The organism is Nordella sp. HKS 07 (assembly GCF_011046735.1).
GTDB lineage: Bacteria > Pseudomonadota > Alphaproteobacteria > Rhizobiales > Aestuariivirgaceae > Taklimakanibacter.
The window spans coordinates 1,713,005-1,736,200 of record NZ_CP049258.1; the positions used below are offsets into that span (position 1 = coordinate 1,713,005).

The following is a 23,196-nucleotide window of genomic DNA, read 5'->3' on the forward strand; positions in this document are numbered from 1 at the left end:
AATAGAGCGAAGAGTGGTGAAGCATACCCTTCGAGGCTCCCCCGGCTCAAGGCCGGGGTCGCACCTCAGGGTGAGGGTGATGGAACAGACCAAACTGATCATGCACTGGCGCATCGGACCGAAAAGTGTGAAGCGGTTTTCGGATAATCCGATGCGGAACTAATGGGAGAGAAGAATGGACTACACGAAGAACCCCTTCGCGCCGAACGATACCGACCGGCATCAGATCTGGGCCATGCTGGTCGAGCGCGACATCGATGCGTTCCTGGCCGCCGACTGGTCCAAGCACGGCCCCGATTTCCATGCCGAATCCTTCTTCGGCGTGCATGCCCATAAATCCGAGCTGCCCGATAGCTGGCGGCTCGACTTCCCCAATCTCGAGACCTATCGCGACGAATGGCTGCGCCAGGCGGCCGCTACCGCCAAAGTGAAATATGCCGAGCCTCTGCGCCAAGCCTTATTCCGCGCCACCAATATGCGCGACATCGACATCGCCGGTGACCGCGCCGTCTGCCACAAGAAATTCGACGGCGTGATCGCCAGGGCCGATGGCGGCCAGGACGTACTGAACTGGCAGACGCTCTATTTCTGCGGCCGCTTCAACGGCGTGTGGAAGATGACCGGCTTCGTCGGCTACATGCCCTATCCGATGGGGAAGGCGCGGACCTGAAACAAACTACCGTCACCCCGGCAAAAGCCGGGGCCCACTGAATAAGTGCAATCTGGGCGGGGCTGCCTACGCGGCACGGATTTAATGGGCCCCGGCTTTCGCCGGGGTGACGCTGTATCGCTTACTGCACCGTCCCGCGCGCATCGACCTTGACGGCGCCCAGCACCTCAGTCCCGCGCACGAAGACGACGCGGTCGAAGAGATTGGTCACCGGACAGACATGATTGGGCGTGATGCGCACCAGGTCACCGACCTTCGGTTTCATCGCGGCGCCCGAAATATCGAGGAAACCATGCTCCTCGCTCATCATGTAGATTTGCGCATCGCCCATCGCATGGACCACGCCATAGCCTTTGAGCCCCAGGAGATCGCTGGTCAGCGACTTGCTTCCGGCATCGACCAGAGCGCGCTCGTCGGTCGGCCGGCTGACCACCGTGGCCAGCACGCCGAGCGCGCAGTCGTCGAATGCGCATGTGCCGCGTTCGACCAGCGAACGGTCGAAATAGACATAGGTGCCGACGCGATACTCGCTGACGATGCCGAGCCCCTCATCCTTCCACATATCGGGCGAGCCTCCCGACGTGATCACCCGGGTCTCGAGCCCCGCTTCCGCGACCCGGTCGCGCGCCGCGGTGAGGAAGGCTTCAGTCTCGATACGCATCGCCGGCGCCGCATAGGTCATCAGGCCGCCATAGGAAACGCCTTTGGTCCTGTCGATCACCTTGGCGAGCGCGGCGGCGGCCTCCGGCGACTGCACGCCATTGCGCTTAGCGCCGGTGTCGCATTCGACCAGCACGGCGATGTCGCGGCCCGCCGCGACGCCGGCGCGGCCCAGGCCTTCCACCACCGTTTCATTGTCGGCGACCACCGAAATATCGGTGCGCCTGGCGAGATCGGCGAGACGCTTCAACTTGTGTGCGCCCACGACATTGAAGGTCAGCAGCATGTCGCGGATGCCGGCATCGGCCATGACCTCGGCCTCGCCAAGCTTCTGCACCGTGATGCCCTTGGCGCCCAGCGCCATCTGATATTTCGCCAGCGGCGCCAGCTTGTGCGTCTTGATATGCGGCCGGTTGGCGATCCCGAGCTTGTCGCAGCGCTCCTGCCAGCGCTTCAGGTTGCGGTCGACCACATCGATATCGATGATGGGGGTCGGCGTCTCCAGATCCTCGATCCTCTTGGCCGTGGGCTCGAAACGGAAAAAGCTGGCGATGTCCTTGCTGCTCATTTTTCTGACTTTCTTCAGACGCGCGATCAGGATCCGCGCGCGCAGCTTTTAGAGCATTTCAGCGCCGCGGGGAAATGTTTCAGACGATGCCGGCCGAAGCCGCACCGCTCTCCGGCCGTTCCTTCGCCTTCTGCCGGCGATAGCCGGACGCCCGATAGGTGGCGATCGGATCGATGCTGCCGCCCTTGCGCCGCCGGGCTTCCGCAAGGACAGGTGATACATCAGTAATGAAGGCCTGCTTGACCAGGAGATGGCCGCCCAGCACGTCGCTTTCCTCTTGCGCCGCGTCGAGCGCCGCGCGATCGACCAGCGAGGCCTGCACATAGGCGCGTTGGATTTCGATCGCCGACTGGATGAGGCTTTCGATCGGGTCGGTCACATTATGCGACTGGTCGATCATATAGGCCGGGCTGAAGCCGGGCGCCTTACGCAATTCGGCATCGACCAGTTCATTGAAGACGAGGAACAGGCGGAAGGGATCGACCGAGCCCGAATCGAGATCATCGTCGCCATATTTGGAATCATTGAAATGGAAGCCGGCAAGCTTCTGAGCCCGGATAAGGCGGGCGACGATCTGCTCGATATTGGTGTTGGGCGCGTGATGGCCGAGATCGACCAGGCACTTGGCCTTGGGGCCCAGTTCGCTTGCCGCCATGAAGCTCGATCCCCAGTCGGAGATGACGGTCGCATAGAAGGCCGGCTCATAGAGCTTGTGCTCGAGAAAGACCGACCAGTCCTTGGGCAGATGCTCATAGATCTCGCCGAGCGATTTCATGTAGCGGTCGAAGGCGGCATTGAGATTGGACTGGCCGGCGAAATTCGCGCCATCGGCGATCCACACGGTGAGCGCCGTCGAGCCGAGTTTGCGCCCGACCTCGATGCATTCGAGATTATGCGCCACCGCCTGGGCGCGCGTGCCTTGATCGGCATGGGTGAGCGAGCCGAATTTGTAAGAGAGCCTCTGGTCCTTGGCGTCCTGGAAGGTGTTGGAATTCACCGCGTCGAAGCTCAGATCATGGGAAGCGGCCTTCTGGCGCAGCGCGCTCAAATCGTCGACCTTGTCCCACGGAATATGCGGCGACACCGTCGGCGTCGTCCGGCCCAGCTGATGAATGATCCCGCAATCATCGATCTTGTCGAAGACGTTGCGCGGTTCTCCCGGTCCCGGAAAGCGGGCGAAGCGGGTGCCGCCGGTGCCCACCCCCCAGGTCGGCACCGCCACCGCATACTCCATGGCACGCGCCGTCATCGCCTCGATGTTGATGCCGCGCCGTTCGAGCTGGCGGCCGAGCGCGGCGTAATCTTCCGCCAGCGCCTTCTCGCTCTTACGGTTCTGCTCGCCGATGAAATCGGCCGAAATGGAAAAGGTCATGGTGCTTCCTCCTTACCCTCGCCCCGCGCAGCGGGGAGAGGGAGGGACCCATTGCGCAGCAATGGGAGGGTGAGGGGCCGTGATGCAAACATATGGACAGAACTATCACTTGGGTGAGTGAGAGAAGCATGACGGCAGCCAGGCCCCTCACCCTTCCCGCCGCTTGCGCGGCGGGCCCCTACCCTCTCCCCGCTGCGCGGGGCGAGGGTGTCAGGCGCATTTCGCCGCGGCATCACCGCGTGAAACTCGTCGCATTGCCGGCATCGACATTGAGGAAATTGCCGGTCGACTTGGCCGAGAGATCGGAGGCGAAGAAATACGTCGCTTCGGCGATATCTTCAGGATAGACCGAGCGCTGCAGGAGCGAGCGCTTGCGGTAGAATTCCTCGAGCTCCTCCTCCTTGATCTTGTTCGACTGCGCCCGCTGCTGGCGCCACTCGCCCTGCCAGATCTTCGAGCCGCGCAGGACCGCATCCGGATTGACGACATTCACGCGGATGCCGAGCGGCGCCCCTTCGAGCGCCATGCAGCGCGCCAAATGCACTTCCGCCGCCTTGGCGGTGCAATAGGCCGACGCGCCGGCCGACGCCGCGATGGCGTTCTTCGAGCCGATGAAGACCATCGAGCCGCCGAGCTTCTGCGTCTTCATCAGGCGATAACCCTCGCGCGCCACCAGGAAATAGCCGGTGCCGAGGATCGACATGTTCTTGTTCCACAGATCGAGCGTCGTGTCCTCGACGGGAGCGGCCGACGAGATGCCGGCATTGTTGACCACGATGTCGAGCCCGCCGAAGCGCAAGACCGCCTCACCCATCGCCGCGATCACCGCGTCTTCCTGCGTGACGTCGAGCGTCACGCCTTGCACCTGATCCTTGCCGAAGCGCGAAGCGAAGCCCTGAACCGTCACGTCGAGGGCAGCCTGATCTATGTCGGCGAGGACGACGCATGCCCCCTCGCTCAGGAGCCGGTGCGCTATCGCCTGGCCGATGCCGCCCGCCCCGCCGGTGACGAAGGCGATGCGCCCGGCCAGGCTCTTCGGCTTCGGCATGCGCTGGAGCTTCGCCTCTTCGAGCAGCCAATATTCGATGTTGAAGGCCTCCTGCTCCGGCAGGCCGACATATTGGGACACGCCCGACGCGCCACGCATGACATTGATGGCGTTCACATAGAATTCCGATGCGATGCGCGCCGTTGACTTGTCCTTGGCGAAGGACAGCATGCCCACCCCCGGCACCAGATAGATGACCGCATTGGGATCGCGCATCCTGGGCGAATTGGGATGTTTGGCGCGTTCATAATAGGCGGCGTAATCCCGGGCATAGGCGTCGAGCGTCTGGTCAAGCCCGGCCACCACCTCGTCGATGTTGCGCGTCTTCGGATCATAGGGCAGCACCAGCGGCCTGATCTTGGTGCGCAGGAAATGGTCGGGACAGGACGTGCCGAGCGGCGCCAGCGCGTCGAGCGCATTGCTGTTGACGAAATCGAGCACTTCCGGCGCGTCGGTGAAATGACCGACCTTGCGCTCCTCCTTTGAGATGCGGCCGCGGATCTCAGGGCTGAGCCGGCGCGCCACATCGGCGCGGTCGCGCGCGGTAAGACTGTCGAAGCGCGCGCCCTTGAAGGACGGCTTGGCGCGTTGTTCCTCCAGCCACGCCGCCGCCTTGTTGATGATGCGTAAGGTGGTCTGATAGGACGCCCTAGCCGTCGGCCCCCAGGTGAAAAGCCCATGGGCGCCCAGCACCACACCGACAAAATGCGGATTCTTCTCCGCCATCTCGCCGAGCTTGAGGCCGAGATCGAAGCCCGGCCGCTGCCAGGGCAAATACCCCATCTCGGTCCCGAAGATCTCCTTCGTGAGCCTTTCCGAATCCTTCGCCGCCGCGATGGCGATCACCGCATCGGCATGCATGTGATCGACATGGATCGCCGGCACGAAGCCATGCAGCGGCGTGTCGATCGAAGCCGCGCGCGGATTGAGGTTGAAGGTGCAATGCGGCAGGTAGTCGACCATCTCGTCCTCATGCGCGATGCCGCGATAGAGGCCCTTCAGCGTTTTGAGCTTGTCGAGATAAAGCGTCGAGAACCCGTCGAGCTTCATCGAGCCGAGATCGCCGCCCGAGCCCTTGACCCACAGTACCGTCTCGTCCTTCCGGGTCAGGGGATCGGTCATCTTGACCTTGGCCGAAGTATTGCCGCCGCCGAAATTGGTGATCCTGAGATCGCTGCCGAGCAAATTGGAGCGGTAGAGCAGGAGCCCCGGCTCATCCAAGGTCGCGGCGATCTTGTCGTCCCACAGATCGGGAATGGCGGTCTTCGTCATGGCTGGCAACCTTTCACTTGAGAATTCCCCTCGCCCCCATCGGGGGAGAGGGAGGGGCCCAATGCGAAGCATTGGGAGGCTGAGGGGGAAAGGACGGATCCGCCGGTTCCCCCTCACCCTGCCCTCTCCCCCGCAGGGGGAGAGGGGATGTTCTTTAGAAATCAAACTGCCCGACATTCTCCTTGGTGAAGACGAAGGGCGCGCCGAGCAGGATCTCCGAGCCGTTGATGACCTGGAGATCGCCGAGCTTGCCGGCCTTCACCGAGGTGGCGCCGGGTTTCAGATCGCCGTCGGCAACAGCGCGCAGCACCTGCATCGCCGCATAACCGAGATCGACCGGGTTCCACAGCACGACCGACTTGACGCAGTCCTTTTCGACATAGGGCTTCATCGCATTGGGCGTGGCGAGGCCGACGACGGCGATCGTGCCGCACTTGTTCGCTTGCGTCACCGCTTCGGCGGAGGCCGGCGTCGCGACGCTGGTCATGCCGAAGATGCCCTTGAGGTCATCGCCATACTTGTTGATGAGGGTGGTGGCCTGATTGAAGGAGAGCACATTGTCCTCCTGCGCCTCGACCGTCTCCAGCCACTTCATCTTGGGATGGCACTTCTCCGCATAGGCCGCCATCTCGGCAATCCAGCGCGCCTGGTTGGGCGTGGTGAAGGTCGAGGTGACGATGGCGAAGGCGCCCTCCTCGCCGATCTCCTTGGCCATGTTGTCGACCATGGCCTTCGCGATGCCGTTGAACTCGGCCTGGTTGACGAACCATTGCCGCGCATCGGGCTGCGAGTTGGCGTCATAGCCCACGACATTGATCCCCTTGGACAGCGCCTTCTTCAGCACCGGCGCGATCGCGACGGGATCGTTGGCGGCGAACAGGATGCCGTCGACGCCGCTGGTGATGTAGTTGTCGATGAAGGTGATCTGCTGGTCGATATTGGCCTGGGTCGGACCGTCGGTCTTGGCGTCGACATTGCCGAGCTCCTTGGCGGCGTCCTGGATGCCCTTCGAGGTTGCGTTGAAATAGCCGATGCCGATGAGCTTCGGCACATCGACGACGGTGATCTTCTTGCCCTTCCGGTCAGGCGCGCCGGTGGGCTCGCCGCCGTCATAAGGCTTGGCGACCGCCGCTCCGGGCGTCCCGTCGCAGGCGAGCGGATTGGTGGGCAGATCGTCGCCTCCCGTCCAGGCTGAGGCGGCGAAGGCGCTCCCCGCCATGGCGGTGAGAGCGAGTGCAGCGAACACTGTCTTGCGTATCATGTCTTGCTCCTTGCGCTTCATGTCCGGGCCCTTGAATTGACTCTTGCCGACGGAAGCGGCCCGGATTCTCCCATTTCGATCAACCGTCTGCGTCCTTGCGAAAAATATTGCTGATGAGGATCGTGCCGATGAGCACGGCGCCGATGACGACGATGGTGCCGTCGCCCTTCACGCCCGACAAGGCGAGCCCGTTCTTCAAGGCCTGCATCAGGACCAGCCCGAGCAGCGTGCCGATGATGGTGCCGCGCCCGCCGAAGATACTGGTGCCGCCGAGCACCACCGCGGTGATGACGTCGAGTTCGTAGCCGGTGCCCATGTCGGAGCGCGTGGTCGAGACGCGCGAGACGAAGATGACGGCGGCGAGACCGGCGATGAGGCCCGAGCCCGTATAGATAAGGAGCAGCGTGCGGTCGACGCTGAGGCCCGAGAAGCGCGCGGCGATCGAATTGGAGCCGATCGCATAGGTGGCGCGCCCAAAGGTGGAGAGCCCTAGGATGACGGCGGCGACGAGTGCGCACAGGCCGAAGATCCACAATTGCACCGGCACGCCCAGGAACTCGCCCTGGCCCAGCATGAAGAACCATTCGGGATAGCCCCGGACCGAGCGCGCCTGGCTGATGCCCTCGGCAAGTCCGCGATAGAGGGCCAGCGTGGCGAGCGTGGCGATGAGCGGCGGCACGCCGAAGCGGGTGATGATGAGGCCGTTGCCGAGGCCGGCGAGCCCGCCGACCAGCACGCCGAGCACCATGGCGAGGGGCAGCGGCACGCCGAGCTTCTGCCAGAACACGCCGAGCAGGATGGCGACGAGGCCGACGACGGATCCGACCGAGAGATCGATGCCGCCGGTGACGATGACGAAGGTCATGGCCAGCGCGATCAGCCCGATCTCGGCCATGAGACGGCCCTGATTGAGAAGATTGTCGGTGGTGAAGAACCGGTCCGACTGCATGGCGAGCACGATGAGCGTCACCACCAGCAGAACGCCCAGGATCGTCTCATGCCGCAGCAGCAGGGATTTGAGCGACGCGCTCATGGTTTGAGACTCCGCCGGCGCCGCGCCATGTCGGCGAGCACGGTCACGAGAATAAGGAGCCCCAGCACGGCGCGCAGCCAATAGGCCGAGACATTCAGGAAGATGAGCGCCGAGCCGATGCAGGCGAAGAGGACGGCGGCGAGCGTCGAGCCGATGACGGTGCCGGTGCCGCCGAGGATGGAGACGCCGCCGATCACCGCCGCGGTGATGACGGTGAGCTCGAGATTGGGCGGCACCGTCGACTGGATGACCTGCAGCTGCGTGGCGAAGAGAAGGGCCGCGATGCCGGCGAAGAAGCCGTGCAGCGCGAAGACGAGGACGCAGGTGCGTTCCGGATTGAGGCCGGACGCGCGCGCCGCTTCCGCATTGCCGCCGACCGCGTAGATCGAGCGCCCGGTCGCCGAATAGCGCATCCACAGCGCCACCAGGATGGTGAGGATCACCATGAAATAGACGGGCGCCGGAATGCCGAAGAGCCGTGCCTGGGCGATGAAGAATCCGGCCGGCATGCCGGTGATCCAGGTGCCGCCGGTGGCGCTGATCAGCCCGCCTTTCAGGATCGACAGCATGCCGAGCGTCGCTACGATCGAGGGGATGCGCATATAGGCGATGAGCGCGCCGAGGCAGGTATTGATGGCGATGCCGACCAGCACCGGCACGAGCCAGGCGATCCAGACCGGATAGCCGGAGACGGCGAGCGTGCCGGCGATGGTGGCGAGCACGCCGATGAGCGAGCCGACCGAGACGTCGATATGGCCAGAGATGATGACCATGGCCATGCCGATCGCCGCCACCGCGATATAGGCATTGCCGGAGAAGATGCTGGTGAGATTGGTGTCGGAGAGAAAGCGCGGATTGACAGTGCCGACCACGGCGAACAGCACCAATATGGCGGCAAGCACGACGATCTCCTGGCCATAGGCCTCGAAGACCCGCGCGAAGACAGAAGGCCGCTTGAGCGGAAGCGCCATGTCGGTCATGCCGCCGCCTCCCGTTCCAGCACGAGCGTCATGGCGGCGCCGAGCGTTTCCGCTGTCGCGTCCTTGCGCGCGATCTCGGCGACGATGCGCCCGCCATTCATGACCAGCACGCGGTCGCTCATGCCCAGCACCTCGGGCAATTCGCTGGAGATCATCAATATCGCGAGCCCGTTCTGGGCGAGCTTCGACATCAGCGCGTGGATTTCCGATTTGGCGCCGACATCGATGCCGCGCGTCGGCTCGTCCATGATGAGGATGCGGGGTTCGGCGGCGAGCCATTTGGCGAGCACCACCTTCTGCTGATTACCGCCCGAGAGCTGGCGTGCCGTCTGACCGGGGCCCCTCGCCCGGATCCCGAGTCGCTTGATGAAGTCGCGGGCGAGCGCCACCTCCTTGCCGCGATCGACGATGAACGCGCGGGCCAGTTTGCGCAGCACGGTGAGCGAAATGTTTTCGGCAATGGTCTGCGGCCTGATCAGGCCTTGCAGGCCGCGATCCTCCGGCACATAGGCGATGCCGAGGTCGCGCGCCTGCTGCGGCGACCTGATCTCCACCGGCTTGCCATCGACCAGGATCACGCCCGCGGTCGCCGGCGTGATGCCGAAGATGGTGAGCGCCGTCTCGGTGCGGCCCGAGCCGACGAGGCCGGCCACGCCCACGATCTCGCCGGCGCGCAAGGTGAAGGAGACATCGCGCACCGCTTTGCCGTGCGAGACGCCGCGCAATTCGAGGCGCGCCGCGCCGACTGCCGCATCCTCCTTGGGGAAGAGCTGATCGATCGAGCGGCCGACCATCATCGCGACGAGCGAGCGCTCGCTGACGTCCTTGATATCCTTCGTTCCGACATAATGGCCGTCGCGCAGCACCGTGACCCGGTCGGCGAGCGCGAAGATTTCCGGCAGCTTGTGGCTGACATAGACGATGCCGACGCCCCTTTGCCGCAGGCGCCGGATGATCGACATCAATTGCTGCACGTCGGCCTCGGCGAGCGACGCGGTGGGCTCATCCATGATGACGACGCGGGCATTTTGCGACAGCGCCTTGGCGATCTCGATGCGCTGACGGTTGGCGACCGAGAGCGTGCCCACCTTGGCGTCGACATCGAGATGATGCGAATCGAGATCGTCGAGCAAAGCACGGGACTTCTCGCGCATCGAGGTCCAGTCGAGCCCGCCCCAGTTCTGGCGCGGCGCGTGATTGAGGAAGATGTTCTCGGCGACCGAGAGCTCGGGGAAGAGCAGCAGTTCCTGATAGACGATGGCGATGCCGGCCTTCACCGCCTGGCCGGGATTGATGAATTTCACCGCTTCGCCGCCGATGCGGATGTCGCCGTCATCGGGCGCATGAACGCCGGCGATGATCTTGATGAGCGTGGACTTGCCGGCGCCGTTCTCACCCAGAAGCGCATGCACCTCGCCCGGCCGCACGTCGAAATCGACCCGATCCAGCACCTTGACGCCGACAAAGGACTTGCTGATCCCCTTGACCTCGACCAGCGGGGTCACAGCGCGGCTCCATGATCACCCTGATTTCGCTTGATCAATTCTGCCGGGATGCGACAGGGAGCGTGGGACCGGATGGCCCCTGGGGTGGCTTGGCGAGAAACGGCTCCGATGCCCGGCACGACCAACCCTCCTCCCATCCGGATTCTTCTATTTTATGGTGTTTCGCGGCAGAATCCGGACCGGCCGCGGAGACTTTGGAGCCTGAACCCATCGTTGCGCGGCGGCCCCGTTGTGATTAAGATTGAACAATGATGAGCAATTTTGGTCAAGCCATGAATCGCAATCATATGACGAATCGGCATGAGCATCCGCTCAAGCCGATGATCAACGTCAATCATCGCGGGCGTCAGGAGCAACCGCTCAGGCTCTGCAATCCTCCCGCCTCTCCCAGGGCTGTCAGTTCCCCTTCTCCCGCTTGCTGGGCGACGCACGACGGCGGAGCCGTCAAAAAGGTCCAGTGGACCTTTTTGAGTGCCGAGCGCCGGAGCGCAAGCAGAGGCCGGCAGTGGCGCGAAGCGCCGGATGAGAGTGTCCTTCGCGATCTGGGCGCAGAGGCGGACAGAGAATGCGATAGTCGAACCAACACCCTCACCCGCCCTATCGGGCACCCTCTCCCGCAAGCGGGAGAGGGGGAAATGCTGGCGACCTCTCCTTATTCCGGACGACATCACCATGGATGAGAGCGAGCGTCATCGCCTGATCCTGGACGAGTTGAAGGAGCGGCCTTTTGCGACGGTGAAGGACCTGCTCGATGTTCTGAAGGTCTCGCCGGCCACCATCCGGCGCGACATCGCCAAGCTCCATGAGACCGGCAATGTGCGCAAGGTCTTCGGCGGCATCGCCGCCGCCCTGCGCGATGATGCGCCGGAGCGCCTCGCGGCTCGCCCCTTCGAGGAAAACCGCATGCTGGCGGTCGATGCCAAGCGTGCCATCGCGCGCGAGGCGGAAGCGCTGGTGCGCGATGGCGATGCGCTCATCATCCATGGCGGCACAACCTGTTATCTCTTCGCGCTGCGGCTCGCCCGCCGCAATGTGCGGATCTACACCAATTCGATGCCGCTCGCCGCGCGCCTGTGGGAGGACGGCTCCTGCCACCTCACCTTGGGCGGCGGCGAACTCTATCGCGAGCCCGGCATCCTTTACGCGCAGGGCTCGGGTCCGCCGGACTTCTTCGCCTCGAAGCTTTTTCTTGGTGCGCAGGGCATCGGCCCCAACGGCATCATGGAATCGCATCCCTTGATCGCGCGGGAATCGGAAAGACTGCTGTCCCGCGCCGACGAGCTGGTGCTCCTCGCCGACAGCCGCAAATTCGCGATCCGCACCCGCTACACGGTACTGCCTTTGTCGCGCGTCTCGACCCTCATCACCGATGACGGCCTGTCCGACGATCACGCCAAGATGCTGGAGGATGCCGGCATCCGCACCATCATCGCGAAGGTCGGCAAGGAGTCTTCGGAGTAGAGTAGCGATATGATTCCCGCTGTGGGCGGGGAATCGCATTTGAGGTTCATGGCGCGATGAGTCATTACCCTTCTCCCGCTTGCGGGAGAAGGTGGCGCGCAGCGCCGGATGAGGGTGTCCTTTGCGCAGTGAGCGAAGAGCCTGACGGTGAATATGATATGCGAGCCAACACCCTCACCCGCCCTGTCGGGCACCCTCTCCCGCAGGCGGGAGAGGGGGGAATGATGGAAAGACGGAGGTCGCTCAAAAGCGCCTATGGCGGGGATTCGGATGCTTGACTATGCTGGAGTGGATCAGCGCCGGTGTGAGCCTGCCCCATGCTCGACGACCGAGACTCCGCCAGAGGTTTGAAGGCCTACAAAACGGGCACCCATCGCATGGTTTTCCCCGAGGAGACCCTGCGACGCGTCGCACCCTTGCTGGCGCCGGCCGGCATCACCCGGATCGCCAACCTGACGGGGCTCGACAGGACCGGCATTCCGGTGGTCTCGGTCATGCGCCCCAATGCGCGCTCGTTGTCCGTATCGCAGGGCAAGGGGATCACCTTGGCGGCGGCCAAGGCGTCGGGCGTCATGGAAGCCCTCGAATCCTTTCATGCGGAAACTATCGATCATCCGCTCCGGCTCGCCTCGCACCGCGACATGCTGGCCAGAGGCTATCGCGTCGCCGATATCGGCGGGCTCGCGTTTATCCGCGACGGGCGCTTTCACCCGAACCTGCCTTTGCTGTGGATCGAAGGGCGCGATCTCGTCTCCGGTGAGGCGACATGGCTGCCTTATGAGACCGTGCATGCGTCCTACATCCTGCCTCTGCCGGCGGGCAGTGGCTGTTTCGTCGCCAGCACCAATGGTCTCGCTTCCGGCAACGGCATGGACGAAGCCACGTCGCACGCCATGGCCGAGGTCATCGAGCGTGACGCCAATACGCTCTGGAACCATGCATCCGACGAGGCCCGCTCGCTGAGCCGCATCGATCTCGCCAGCATCGACAGCGAAGCCTGCCGCGCGCTCGTCGACAGGCTCGTGCAGGCCGAGCTCGACATCGGCATCTGGGACATCACCAGCGACACCGGCGTGCCCGCCTTCTATTGTCTCATCGTCGACCGGCGCATCGAGCTGGCGCATTCGGGGGCCGGCGCCGGCGCCCATCCGTCTCGCGAGGTCGCCTTGTTGCGGGCCCTCACCGAAGCGGTGCAGGTTCGCGTGAACTACATCGCCGGCGCCCGTGACGATCTAAATCCGGAGGAATATTCGGAGGAAGGCATCGGCGCGAAGCTGGACTTCGCCCGGCGCCTGATGGCGCTGAGAAATGGTGCGGGCAAGGATTGGCGACGGATCGCGACGCACGAATTCGACAGTTTCGGCGAAGACATCGGCTGGATGACCGAGCGCCTGCGTGCGGTCGGTGTCGAGCAGATCATCGCGGTCGACCTGACCAAGCCCGCTTTCGGCCTGCCCGTCGTCAGGGTGGTCATTCCGGGGCTCGAAGGTCCGGACGACCATGATGACTACTGCATGGGGCCACGCCTTCTGGCACGGCGGGAGCCGCCATGAGCGCCATCATCTTCGCCGGCCCGACGATCGCCGCGCCGGACATCCGGCATCTGTGCGACGCCACCGTTCTGCCGCCCGCCGCCATGGGCGATGTGTTTCGCGCTGCCAGATTGCGCCCCCGCGCCATCGGCATCATTGACGGTTATTTCGAAGGCGCGCCCTCCGTCTGGCACAAGGAGATCCTGTGGACGATGGCGGAAGGCATCGCCGTCTTCGGCGCCGCCAGCATGGGCGCGCTGCGCGCCGCCGAGCTGGCGAGCTTCGGGATGCGCGGCATCGGCGACATATTTGCGGATTATCGCGCCGGCCGCCTCGAGGACGATGACGAGGTCGCTGTCGAGCATGGCCCGGCGGAGACGGGCTACATCACGATGTCGGAGCCGATGGTCAATATTCGCGCCACGCTGGCGCGCGCGGTTTCGGAAGGCATCGTCAGTGCCGCCGCCGCCGATGGGTTGATCGGCCTGGCCAAAGGACAATTCTACAAGGCACGGAGCTGGCAAGGGCTTCTGCGCGAGAATGCCGCCTTGGCCCCCGCCGAGCGGGACGCATTGGCGCGCTGGCTGCCGGCCAATGCGATCGATTTGAAGCGCAACGATGCGCTCAAGATGGTGGCCGCCATGGCCGAATTCCTGGCGGCCCGGCATGAATCGGCGAAAGGGGATTTCGCCCTGGAATGGACCGTGATGTGGGACAAAGCCACGCGATCGTTCATTCCTCACGGCGCGGTCGCATCATCGAATGCGGAATCGGTTTCCCCGGATATGGTTCTGGACGAGCTCCGGCTCGAGCCTGAGCATTATGCCAGCGTCAAGCGCAGGGCAGTCGCCCGCAAGTTGATCGACACCGGCGTCACGCCAGATCACGCGTCGGCTGATCCGTCGGCCCTGCGCCGCGAGATGTCTCGCTTTCGCGCCCGTAAGGGGTTGTTGACGCACAGCTCGCTGCTGCACTGGCTGGACGAGAACGGCCTCGATGCCGCGGGTTTCGAAAGGCTCCTGGAAGAGGAGCTGCGCCTTGCCGGCGTCGGCGCCTCGGACCGTCGCCTCGACACCTATATCATCGCGGAATTGCAACTGACCGGCGCCTATTCGGCTCTCGCGCGGCGCGCCAGGCACAAGCAGGAGCTTGTCGGTGATGTCCGCGGCCATAGGCTGAGTGTCATGCAGGCGCGTTTGCGCTATTTCGAGGACGTTCTGGGCCGGCCCGTCCCCGACGATATCGCTGAATATGCCGAGGACGCCGGCTTTGCCGACGCCTCTGCGCTGGATCGCGCGATCATGCGCGAGATCGCCTATCGCCGGCAAATGGACCAGGCGGCAGCATCGGGCACATAGGATTGCTCACTGGCGCGCGAATGCGTAGACTGGCCCGGCTGGAGGGAGATGCCGATGCCTTATGGCCTTGGTTCATCGTTTCGCGCGGGCGGCACGAGATTCCGCCTGTTCCCCGAGCTTCCCAGCCTCGACGAGCAAGGAGAGCCCGAGACGGTTTGGGTTTCGCCGCGCGCCGGAAGCGTGCTGGCCGGGCCGATGGACGCCCGCATGTATGTGATCGATCCGATCGGCAAGCAGCGCCCCTACGGCTTCTACCCCGCCCGCGATGGCGGCGTCATCCACTTCAAGCCGCCCTGGAAGGGGCCGGCCGAAAACCCGGCCGAGCCCGATCCCGACGGACATTTCGATCACCTGGATTTCGGCACACGGCAATTCGAGCAGGCGCATGCCTATGGCACCGTCCGCTTTGCCCTCGATGTCTGGGAGAATTACTTCGGCCGTCAGATCGGCTGGCATTTCGGCGAGGAATATGACCGTCTCGAGATCCTCTTTCTGCGTGGTCTCGACAATGCCTATGCCGGCTATGGGTCGCTCGAGATCGGCTCGTATGAAAAAGGCCCGGGCGTGCCCATCGATTTCGGCCTGAGCTTCGACGTCATCGCCCACGAGGTCGGCCATCTGATCGTCTACGGCGAGGTCGGGCTTCCCGATACGAGCGGCCTCGACGGCGAATATTTCGGTTTTCATGAATCGGCCGCCGACATGGTGTCACTCATTTCGCTGATGCATTTCGAAACGGCGCTTTTGGGGCTCATGGAAACGAGCCGCGGCAATCTCTACACCCACAATCGCCTCAATCGCTTTGGCGAGATTTCGGACTCCGGACAACTGCGGCTCGCCTCCAACCAGCGCACTCTGTACGATTTCACCCGTGGCTGGCGCGATGAGCACAACCTGTCCGAGCCTTTGACGGGCGCCTTCTTCGACATCTGGGTGGATGTGTTTCACCGCAATCTGGTGGAGCTGGGCCTGATACCGTGGGATCTCGACGAGCTGTCCGACCGGTTGGAAGGCGAGCCCGACTACAACAGGGTAATCCAGCCCTTCTTCGACAAGGCCTACGCCGCGGCACCCGATGGCTTTGCCCGGGCCATGGCTGAGGCGCGCGATTACATGGGCTCGGCACTGGCTTTCACCTGGCGGCGGATTTCGCCTGAGCGGCTGGACTACGATGATGTTTTCCGCGCTTTTCTGGATACGGACGCGATGCTCACCCAGGGCCGCTACCGGGATGTGATCGAGGTTGACATGCGGCGGCGCGGCATTGGAGCGGTGCGTGTAGGCCCCCGCATTGAGCTTCCGGCCGAGGATAGCCACGCTTTCTCACCGCGCACCGAGATGCCTTTGTCGCGCCCCCCGCCCATGCTCCCATGGAACGCCCTACCGGCTGCGCTTGGCGCTGGCGCGTGGCCTTTAGGCGACATGAAGGCGTGACAATCAACTTTACGTAGTGTAAGTAAATGTGACGGCTTGGGTTGAGGTGGCGAAATGGCCGAAACACTTCTGAGCGCAACAATGATCCATCTGTTCGGGCGCGAGATGGAAGATTTGATTCTGAACTTTTCCAAGCCCAATGACGGCGTGCCTCCGAACGATGATGATGGCAAGCCGCCGCCCAGGCTCAGCGGCAATAATTTTCTCATAAACCAGCTTTCTGCCCTTCAGGGCGGTAATCCTGAACAGCGGCCGAGATTCGCGAGGATTTATTGCTACGGCTATGAGGGCAACATCTATGATCTCGCCCGGCCCCAGATATTCCTCGTCCATGGCAAAGGAACGCTGGCGGAGGGCCCGGTCCCGGGCACGGACAAGGATCAGCTTCGCTATTCGCGGGCCCCGGGGAAGGTCGACAGAATAGCCACGGCTGGCAAGGACTGGTCCTTTGCCGACGACATTCGAGTCTGGGTCTATGACAAAGCCGATTTCTCAATTCGGCTCGATCCCGAATCGGGGCCATTCGAGCAAATTCTTCTGCAAGCCGAGATCGATGCCGCCGGCCAGATGCAGTACAGCGGCGGCAAGGCCTATAGTGGCGGCAAGGCCTATAGCGGTGGCAAAGCCTATAGCGGCGGCAAAGCCTATAGCGGTGGCAAGGCCTATAGTGGCGGCAAGGCCTATGGGGGCGGCAACGACTGACGCAAATCTGGCACGGGGTGACCGACGATGAAGAGCGCAAAGAAAGCTTCCAAGCCGAAGAAGGCCCCGCCGCTGAAGGCGAAGGCGCAAAAGGCCTCCGCAACCGAGGCCGCATCCATGTCGCAGGAATGCCACTTGGCAGTCTCCTATGCCGAGCCGCCGTCGTACTTCATTCCAACGGACGAGGACGACAGCATTGTGCAACCGCTGGTGCTCTTTGGTGCCTTTGACACTTCCCCCTCGATCCAAACGGAGGTGCGGATATTCAGAAAGGTCAAGGACGACCAGAACAAGGAAACATTTGAGGAAGAGGACGAGGACCGCTTCAAAGTCATCGATGGGTCGATCAGGGTAACGCAGTTCAACGAACTTCATATGCGCGTATACATCGACTACACGGCCTATCCGGGCGCCAAATTCTTTACGGTGAGGCAATATTGGGACCACGAGGAATGCACCGTCGAGAAAGCGAACGTCGCCTTCAAGCTCAATTCTCCGCCGGTTCCCGAAGAAAGATAGAGCATCAGACCGAAAAGCTTGTGATCGGGCTTGACCCGAATATGCGAAGCGGTTTTCGGATTATCCGATGCACATAACAGAGCGGCGAATTCATCGGAACGCGTGGCGCACTATCACGCGTGCCATTGCATGTGGATCTTGGTCACGTCGCTGCCGACATGCCTGAAGCCTAGTCTCTCATAGAGAGCTGCCGCGCGGTTGCCGCGCACGAATGAGAGCCTGAGCGGCCTGTCCTTCTTGCGCGCTTCTCCCTGCAACTGCCGGATGAGGCTTGTGCCGATGCCCAGATTGCGCAGGGACTCGATCAGATGCAGTTGGTCGAGATGGAGTTCGTTGTCGCCTTCCGACACCTGGATCCATCCGATATCGGCGCCGTCGAGGATGATCACCCGCACCTCTTCCGACTTGAAATAGTCGCGGAAGCTGGCGTCCGCCTTGGCCTCGTCCCAGGCGCCGAGCGCCGTCAGCAAGGGCTGCATCGACGACATATAGAGCGCCTTGGCGAAGCGGAAATCCGCGGGCGTGGCCGGGCGAAGCGCGAAGCCCGGCATCTGCTTCTTCGCCCGGCTTGCCTTCTGGTGCCCCCTTTCGCTGCGCTGGCTCATTTGACGCCGGCTTTCTTCAGCCCTTCGATCAGCCGGTCGCGTGGCTCGGAATTGCGGTCGGGTGGCACATTGGTCCAGTGCCTGAGAGTGAATTCGGGATGGGTGATGAGCAGTTGCCTGGCGGAGGCGCGCGCCTCGTCCATCTCGCCCAGCAAGGCGTGGCTTGCCGTCAGCATGCGATAGGCTTCGGTCTTGTCATACATCTGGTTCAGCGTATGGATCGCCAGCCTGTAGTCGCTATTGTCGAAATGCGCTTCGCCCAGGTGCCACAGATACCAGTCGGGATAATAGGGATTGAGCCGCATGGCGCGCTTGATCAAAGTGATCGCCCGTTCCGTGTCGCCATTCACGCAGACCGAGTGCCCCATCTCCGCCAGCACGTCGGCGTCATTTGGATTGTATTCGATCGCCCGCTCAAAGGCGGCAAGCGACTCGTCATAGCGTCTCTTGTAGAGACTGGCGCTGCCGAGCGCCGCATGGCCGCGGGCATCGGTCGGATCGAGCGACACCGCGATCTCCGCCTGACGGACCGCTTCATCGAGGGCCGGCTCCGGCGGATCGGCCCAGTTGAACCGCCAGGCGTCGTTGAGGGTGCGGGATATGCCGGCATAGCTGCGCGGATAGCTCGGATCGATTTCCCGCGCATTCTCGAACAGTCGTCGCGCATGCAGATTGGCTTCCCGCGTCCGGCGCAGGAAGAGGTCCCTGCCCCTGAGGATCAGGCCGTAAGCCTCGAGCTCGCGCGGTGGCGCCGAGGAAAGCTTGCGCTGCTCGGCGGCGTCCACCTCGATCGAGAGCCTTGCCGCGATGACCGCCGTCACCTCGTCCTGGAAGGCGAATATGTCCTTGAGGTCGCCGTCGAAGCGCTCCGACCACAGCGACCGCTCGGTGCGCGCGTCCATGAGGCGGACCTGCAGCCGGATCCGGTGGAGCGCCATCTGGAAGCCGCCATCGACGAGATAGCGCACGCCCAGCATCCGGGCGATCTGAGCCGGCGACGTGCCATGGTCGCGAAAGACCGATGATGAGCGCTGCGCGATGACATGCATATCGCGAAAGCGTGTCAGATTGGCGATGATGTCGCCGGTAAGCCCGTCGCAGACATGAGAAAGGACCGGATCGCCGGTGAGATTGTCGAGGGGCAGGACGGCGATCGAGCTTTCCGACGCGATCGCTCCCGTCATTTCGCGTCGTACGATCTCTCCATGCGCGGCGGCATGGAAATCTTCGCCGCCGGTCAGGCTGTAGATCTCGATCGTCTCGTCGATGTTCTTGAGCCTCGGCGCCCCCAGCGACTTCAGATGCAGCCCCTCGACATCCCTCACCTCGCGCCGCACCGCGTCGGTGACGCAGATGCCGCCGGGCGTCGCCAGGGACTGCAGCCTTGCGGCTACGTTGACGCTGTGACCCTGGATTCCGGTCTCGGTGTCGTAGGCCTCACCGACATTGATCCCGATGCGAAACGCGATCGGGTCGTTCTTGGAATTCCATACGGCATCGGTCTGAAACTCCCTTTGCATCTCGACGGCGAATTTCACCGACTGCTGTGCCGATTGGAAGAGCGCCAGCACGCCGTCGCCGGCAATATTCTTGATATCGCCGCCATAGTCGCGGGCGAGTGACTTGATGAGCCGCACGGCGCGGTCGACCCGTTGCAGGGTCTGGACCTCGTCCTTCTTCATTAATCGGCTGTAATTGTGGATATCCGCGAAAAGGATTGCCTGGATCGGCTTGCCATGCGTGCCTGGAGTAACCATATTGCGTCCCGACGCGCCCCGGAAATGTAAATACACCCGGAACCGACACGCCAACAAGCCCTGGCATCTTGTCGCCTAAAAGCTACTCCCCGGCAAACGTGGATCTACCGTCTGATCGGAATCCATATCTCGAAGCCGCCGAGACCGGTATCCGGATTGAACGCTTCGTCATAGCGCTCGAGCCCCGGCGCGTCGGCCGCCTCATGGCCCGACTGCGGCAACCAGCCGTTCCAGATCGCGTTCATCGTGCCTCTGATGCCGGATACATGCCCCTCATGCCGAAAGATCGCATAGAGATGCTGCGGGATACGCAGCCGCGCGAAATCCTTCGGCAGGTCGGAGAAGTCGGCGACTTCGACGCCGGTCATATAGTCCATATGGCCGCTGTCGTCGGTATTGTGGAAGACGCCGTAAGCGACATGGCCGATCTGGCCCGCCACATGGCCGATATGGCGGTGGAAGCGTTGCCACTGTGACGGGATGGCGGCGCTCGTCGCATATGTATAGCGTTCGCTCAAGCCCGCGATGAGCAAGGTCCTGCCGGTTTCGATGCGCGGCGTCGCGAGGGTGTTTGGTTTGTCGTCCATGGGGATCGGCTCCACAATCGGTATGATGTCGAGAATGCGGCCCTGGCGCAGTTGCTCCGGCGTGATGCCGAACTGGTCGCGGAAGGCCCGGGTGAAAGCCTCATGGGAGCCATATCCCGCCTCGAGCGCGACCGTGAGTATGTCTGGCGCGCCCTGGGCCAGTTCCTTGGCGGCCTCGCTCAGGCGGCGCGCCTTCGCATAGGCCATCACCGGCATGCCGGTGGCCGCCGCGAAGGCACGCGTCAGATGGTAGCGCGAGACGCCGGCGCTCGCCGCGACCTCGTCGAGAGAAATCTCTCCCGCGAAGTGACTTTCGACGAACCAGAGCGCTCTCTCGGCGGGATTCATGGCATTCCTCATGCAGCACCGCAGTCCATAGGCCGATGAGACCCCGGTGATTTGATCATAATTGCGCAATTCGAGCCCTGTTGGAGATTGTTTGTCGCTGCCGGCTTGGGTGTTAATCTGGCTGGCGCGGGGCACAGGCAGAATCCGGTCAAACCCATCGACAAGGGAGGACGACATGCCACTCAGCTCTTTCGCCGTGCCGCTTTCACTCATCTTCATCGCCGCGCTCACGACTCCGCTGCAAGCGCAGGACACGACCAAGATCGATCTCGTCGAGCATGCGACGACCGATGCCGTCGTCGATATCGGGGCGTCGGGCGACAGTGCCGGCGACATTCTCACATTCGCCAATGACATCTTCGACGGGCAGGACGCCCATAAGGTCGGCAGCGACAATGGCTGGTGCGTCAGGGTCGTGGCCGGGAAGTCATGGGAGTGCTTCTGGACCGTGTCCCTCACCGACGGCCAGATCACCGTCGAGGGTCCTTTCCTCGATGCCGGCGATTCGGTGCTGGCGGTGACCGGCGGGACCGGCAAATATTCAGACGTCAGCGGCGAGATGGCGCTCCATGCCAGGGACGACAAGGGCAGCGCCTATGATTTCAAATATACTTTGAACAAGTAGGGCCGCGCTCAGTCCCCTTCTCCCGTCTGCGGGAGAGGGGCACTGAGTTGGGTAGCTCCATGGCTCCGCTCAATCGTGATGGAAGACCTCCTCCATCGGCGCCCACCATTCGTTCCTCCGGCGCGACGAGAGCGGCACCTGCATCGGGTCGGTGATGCGCCACCAGTCCTGCATGCGCGGATCGGCGCGCATCAGCGCCATGTCGGCCTCGAAATCCGCGCCGTGATATTCCCAGGTCGCGAACAGCAGATTCTCCGGCTCGCGCAGGAAGATGGTGTAATTGCGGATATTGCAGCGGCTGATCAGCGCCAGGATATCGGGCCAGACCTCGGCATGGATTTTCTTGTATTCCGGGATGACCTCGGGCTTGAGGCCGATGACGAGACCCATTCTGCGCATTCACTGTTTCCTTTCCGATGCCGTTCCGTCTATTCTAACATAAATAGCGAGAACGGCGCCCAGGGAGAGAAATCAGATGGCGAAACCGGTTCCTTTCGATCAGGCGAAGCTCGACCGGTTGCTGGACGAAGCTGGGATCGACGTGCTCGTCGTCACCTCCAAGCACAACATCCAGTATTTGCTCGGCGGCTACCGCTTCTTCTTCTTCGATTTCATGGATGCGATCGGGGTGAGCCGTTATTTGCCGGTGCTGATCTATCGCAAGGGCCGGCCCGACCAGGCCGCTTATTTCGGCAACGGGCTCGAGACCTATGAGCGCCAGCTCGATAAGTTCTGGCCGGCGACCGTAGAGACGAAGTCCTGGGGCACCCGCGATGTGATCGCCTTGGCCGCGGCACATCTCAAGAAACTCGGTCCGATCCGCACCATCGGCGTCGAGATGAGCTTCCTCCCCGCCGACGCTTTTGGTGCGCTGCGCGAGGCGATGGCCAATTGCGAGATCGTTGATGCGCTCCTGCCGCTCGAAAGGCTGCGCGCGGTGAAGATGCCGGAAGAGCTCGCGCTGGTGAAGAACGCGTCGGAGGGCGTCGTCGCCTCCATGCTGGCGGTGATGGAGAGCCACGGGCCGGGCGCGACCAAGCGCGAGATGAACGAGGCGCTGCGTCTCGAGGAGATCAAACGCGGCCTCACTTTCGAATATTGCCTGATCACTGTGGGATCGAGCCACAACCGCTCGCCTTCGCCCGACACCTGGAACAAAGGCGAAGTGCTCTCTCTCGATTCGGGTGGCAATTATAAAGGCTATATCGGCGATCTCTGCCGCATGGCCTTGCTGGGCGAGCCCGACCAGGAGCTGAAGGACCTCTTGGCCGAGGTCGACATGGTCCAGCAGGCGGCGCGGAAGCCGATCAAGGCGGGTGCGCGCGGCGGCGACATCTATGTCGAGGCCGACAAGGCGTTCAGAACGGCGCCGCATCGTGACATCATGCATTTCTGTGCCCATGGCATGGGCATGATCGCCCATGAGGCGCCGCGACTTACCGGCTCGGGTCCCGTGCCCTATCCCGCCTATGACGAAGGCCTGCCACTCGAGGAAGGCATGGTCATCTCGATCGAGACGACCCTGCCCCATCCGAAGCGCGGTTATGTGAAGCTCGAGGACACGGTGGCGGTGACGAAGAACGGCTATGAGCCCTATGGCGATGCCGGCCGCGGCTGGAATCGCGGGAAGATCTGACCTCCCCAAGTCGTCGCCCTAACCCTCGCCCCGCTTTAGCGGGGAGAGGGAGGGGCCCATTGCGGAGCAATGGGAGGGTGAGGGGCCTTTGCGAGATTGAGTTCGACCTCAGACAACTGAACGCTCTCGCAACAAGTACGCCCTCACTGCGTCGGTGGCCGTGCCCCTCACCCTTCCCGCCGCTACGCGTCGGGCCCCTTCCCTCTCCCCGCTGCGCTTCGCTTGCAGGGCGAGGGTAAAGCGGCAGGCCGGTCATCAGATGT

Annotated in this window: 20 protein-coding genes; 9 read left to right on the top strand and 11 right to left on the bottom strand. The window is 63.1% G+C overall.

Annotated elements, in window-relative coordinates; all coding sequences use genetic code 11:
- Positions 1-175 precede the first annotated feature (175 nt).
- On the top strand, positions 176-670 hold the full coding sequence (locus G5V57_RS08055; protein WP_165167013.1) for a hypothetical protein: 495 nt from the start codon (positions 176-178) through the stop codon (positions 668-670).
- Positions 671-791: 121 nt separating this feature from the next.
- On the opposite strand, the gene G5V57_RS08060 is transcribed toward G5V57_RS08055, so the two are convergent.
- The 7 genes from G5V57_RS08060 to G5V57_RS08090 all read right to left on the bottom strand — a co-directional run bounded on the left by G5V57_RS08060 (position 792) and on the right by G5V57_RS08090 (position 10,369).
- A complete protein-coding gene (locus tag G5V57_RS08060) occupies positions 792-1,898 on the bottom strand; it encodes an alanine racemase (protein ID WP_165167014.1) in 1,107 nt (368 codons plus the stop codon).
- A gap of 79 nt (positions 1,899-1,977) precedes the next feature.
- The gene (gene rhaI, locus G5V57_RS08065; protein ID WP_165167015.1) at positions 1,978-3,270 is read right to left on the bottom strand and encodes an L-rhamnose catabolism isomerase; all 1,293 of its coding nucleotides are present in this window, start codon (positions 3,268-3,270) and stop codon (positions 1,978-1,980) included.
- A 232-nt stretch (positions 3,271-3,502) separates the two neighbouring features.
- Positions 3,503-5,590 (bottom strand): bifunctional rhamnulose-1-phosphate aldolase/short-chain dehydrogenase, encoded by a 2,088-nt coding sequence (locus tag G5V57_RS08070; protein ID WP_165167016.1) that lies wholly within the window; start codon positions 5,588-5,590, stop codon positions 3,503-3,505.
- A 154-nt stretch (positions 5,591-5,744) separates the two neighbouring features.
- Positions 5,745-6,851 carry a substrate-binding domain-containing protein gene (locus G5V57_RS08075; RefSeq protein ID WP_165167017.1) on the bottom strand — a complete coding sequence of 369 codons (1,107 nt, stop codon included), beginning with the start codon at positions 6,849-6,851 and terminating at the stop codon, positions 5,745-5,747.
- A gap of 79 nt (positions 6,852-6,930) precedes the next feature.
- Positions 6,931-7,884 carry an ABC transporter permease gene (locus G5V57_RS08080; protein ID WP_165167018.1) on the bottom strand — a complete coding sequence of 318 codons (954 nt, stop codon included), beginning with the start codon at positions 7,882-7,884 and terminating at the stop codon, positions 6,931-6,933.
- Positions 7,881-8,864, bottom strand: coding sequence for an ABC transporter permease (locus G5V57_RS08085; RefSeq protein ID WP_165167019.1), 984 nt, complete (start codon positions 8,862-8,864; stop codon positions 7,881-7,883). The genes G5V57_RS08080 and G5V57_RS08085 overlap by 4 nt, the downstream gene beginning before the upstream one ends.
- Complete coding sequence (locus tag G5V57_RS08090) at positions 8,861-10,369, bottom strand: sugar ABC transporter ATP-binding protein (RefSeq protein WP_165167020.1); 1,509 nt, start codon at positions 10,367-10,369, stop codon at positions 8,861-8,863. Before G5V57_RS08090 ends, G5V57_RS08085 begins: the two co-directional genes overlap by 4 nt.
- Positions 10,370-11,041: 672 nt before the next feature.
- On the opposite strand from G5V57_RS08090, the gene G5V57_RS08095 reads away from it, so the two are divergent.
- From G5V57_RS08095 to G5V57_RS08120, 6 genes are all read left to right on the top strand, one after another.
- A complete protein-coding gene (locus G5V57_RS08095) occupies positions 11,042-11,830 on the top strand; it encodes a DeoR/GlpR family DNA-binding transcription regulator (protein WP_165167021.1) in 789 nt (262 codons plus the stop codon).
- Between the two features lie 317 nt (positions 11,831-12,147).
- Positions 12,148-13,383 (top strand): YcaO-like family protein, encoded by a 1,236-nt coding sequence (locus G5V57_RS08100; RefSeq protein WP_165167022.1) that lies wholly within the window; start codon positions 12,148-12,150, stop codon positions 13,381-13,383.
- A complete protein-coding gene (locus G5V57_RS08105) occupies positions 13,380-14,720 on the top strand; it encodes a TfuA-like protein (RefSeq protein ID WP_165167023.1) in 1,341 nt (446 codons plus the stop codon). The genes G5V57_RS08100 and G5V57_RS08105 overlap by 4 nt, the downstream gene beginning before the upstream one ends.
- A 54-nt stretch (positions 14,721-14,774) precedes the next feature.
- Positions 14,775-16,154, top strand: coding sequence for a hypothetical protein (locus tag G5V57_RS08110; RefSeq protein ID WP_165167024.1), 1,380 nt, complete (start codon positions 14,775-14,777; stop codon positions 16,152-16,154).
- A 54-nt stretch (positions 16,155-16,208) separates the two neighbouring features.
- The gene (locus G5V57_RS08115; RefSeq protein WP_165167025.1) at positions 16,209-16,856 is read left to right on the top strand and encodes a hypothetical protein; all 648 of its coding nucleotides are present in this window, start codon (positions 16,209-16,211) and stop codon (positions 16,854-16,856) included.
- Positions 16,857-16,883: 27 nt separating this feature from the next.
- The gene (locus tag G5V57_RS08120) at positions 16,884-17,375 is read left to right on the top strand and encodes a hypothetical protein (RefSeq protein ID WP_165167026.1); all 492 of its coding nucleotides are present in this window, start codon (positions 16,884-16,886) and stop codon (positions 17,373-17,375) included.
- Positions 17,376-17,488: 113 nt separating this feature from the next.
- Here G5V57_RS08120 and G5V57_RS08125 read toward each other — a convergent pair whose 3' ends face one another.
- The 3 genes from G5V57_RS08125 to G5V57_RS08135 form a co-directional block, all read right to left on the bottom strand.
- Positions 17,489-17,980, bottom strand: a complete 492-nt coding sequence (locus tag G5V57_RS08125) for a GNAT family N-acetyltransferase (protein WP_165167027.1) — start codon at positions 17,978-17,980, stop codon at positions 17,489-17,491.
- Entirely contained in the window at positions 17,977-19,737 is a 1,761-nt protein-coding gene (locus G5V57_RS08130) for a tetratricopeptide repeat protein (RefSeq protein ID WP_165167028.1), read from the bottom strand. The genes G5V57_RS08125 and G5V57_RS08130 overlap by 4 nt, the downstream gene beginning before the upstream one ends.
- 104 nt (positions 19,738-19,841) lie before the next feature.
- Positions 19,842-20,672 carry an AraC family transcriptional regulator gene (locus tag G5V57_RS08135; RefSeq protein ID WP_165167029.1) on the bottom strand — a complete coding sequence of 277 codons (831 nt, stop codon included), beginning with the start codon at positions 20,670-20,672 and terminating at the stop codon, positions 19,842-19,844.
- A 175-nt stretch (positions 20,673-20,847) separates the two neighbouring features.
- On the opposite strand from G5V57_RS08135, the gene G5V57_RS08140 reads away from it, so the two are divergent.
- A complete protein-coding gene (locus G5V57_RS08140; protein WP_165167030.1) occupies positions 20,848-21,297 on the top strand; it encodes an allene oxide cyclase family protein in 450 nt (149 codons plus the stop codon).
- A gap of 69 nt (positions 21,298-21,366) precedes the next feature.
- Here the strand turns inward: G5V57_RS08140 and G5V57_RS08145 are convergent, their stop codons facing one another.
- Complete coding sequence (locus G5V57_RS08145; RefSeq protein WP_165167031.1) at positions 21,367-21,696, bottom strand: L-rhamnose mutarotase; 330 nt, start codon at positions 21,694-21,696, stop codon at positions 21,367-21,369.
- Between the two features lie 76 nt (positions 21,697-21,772).
- Here G5V57_RS08145 and G5V57_RS08150 point away from each other — a divergent pair, with 76 nt between their 5' ends.
- A complete protein-coding gene (locus G5V57_RS08150; RefSeq protein WP_165167032.1) occupies positions 21,773-22,933 on the top strand; it encodes a Xaa-Pro peptidase family protein in 1,161 nt (386 codons plus the stop codon).
- The last annotated feature ends 263 nt before the right edge of the window (positions 22,934-23,196 follow it).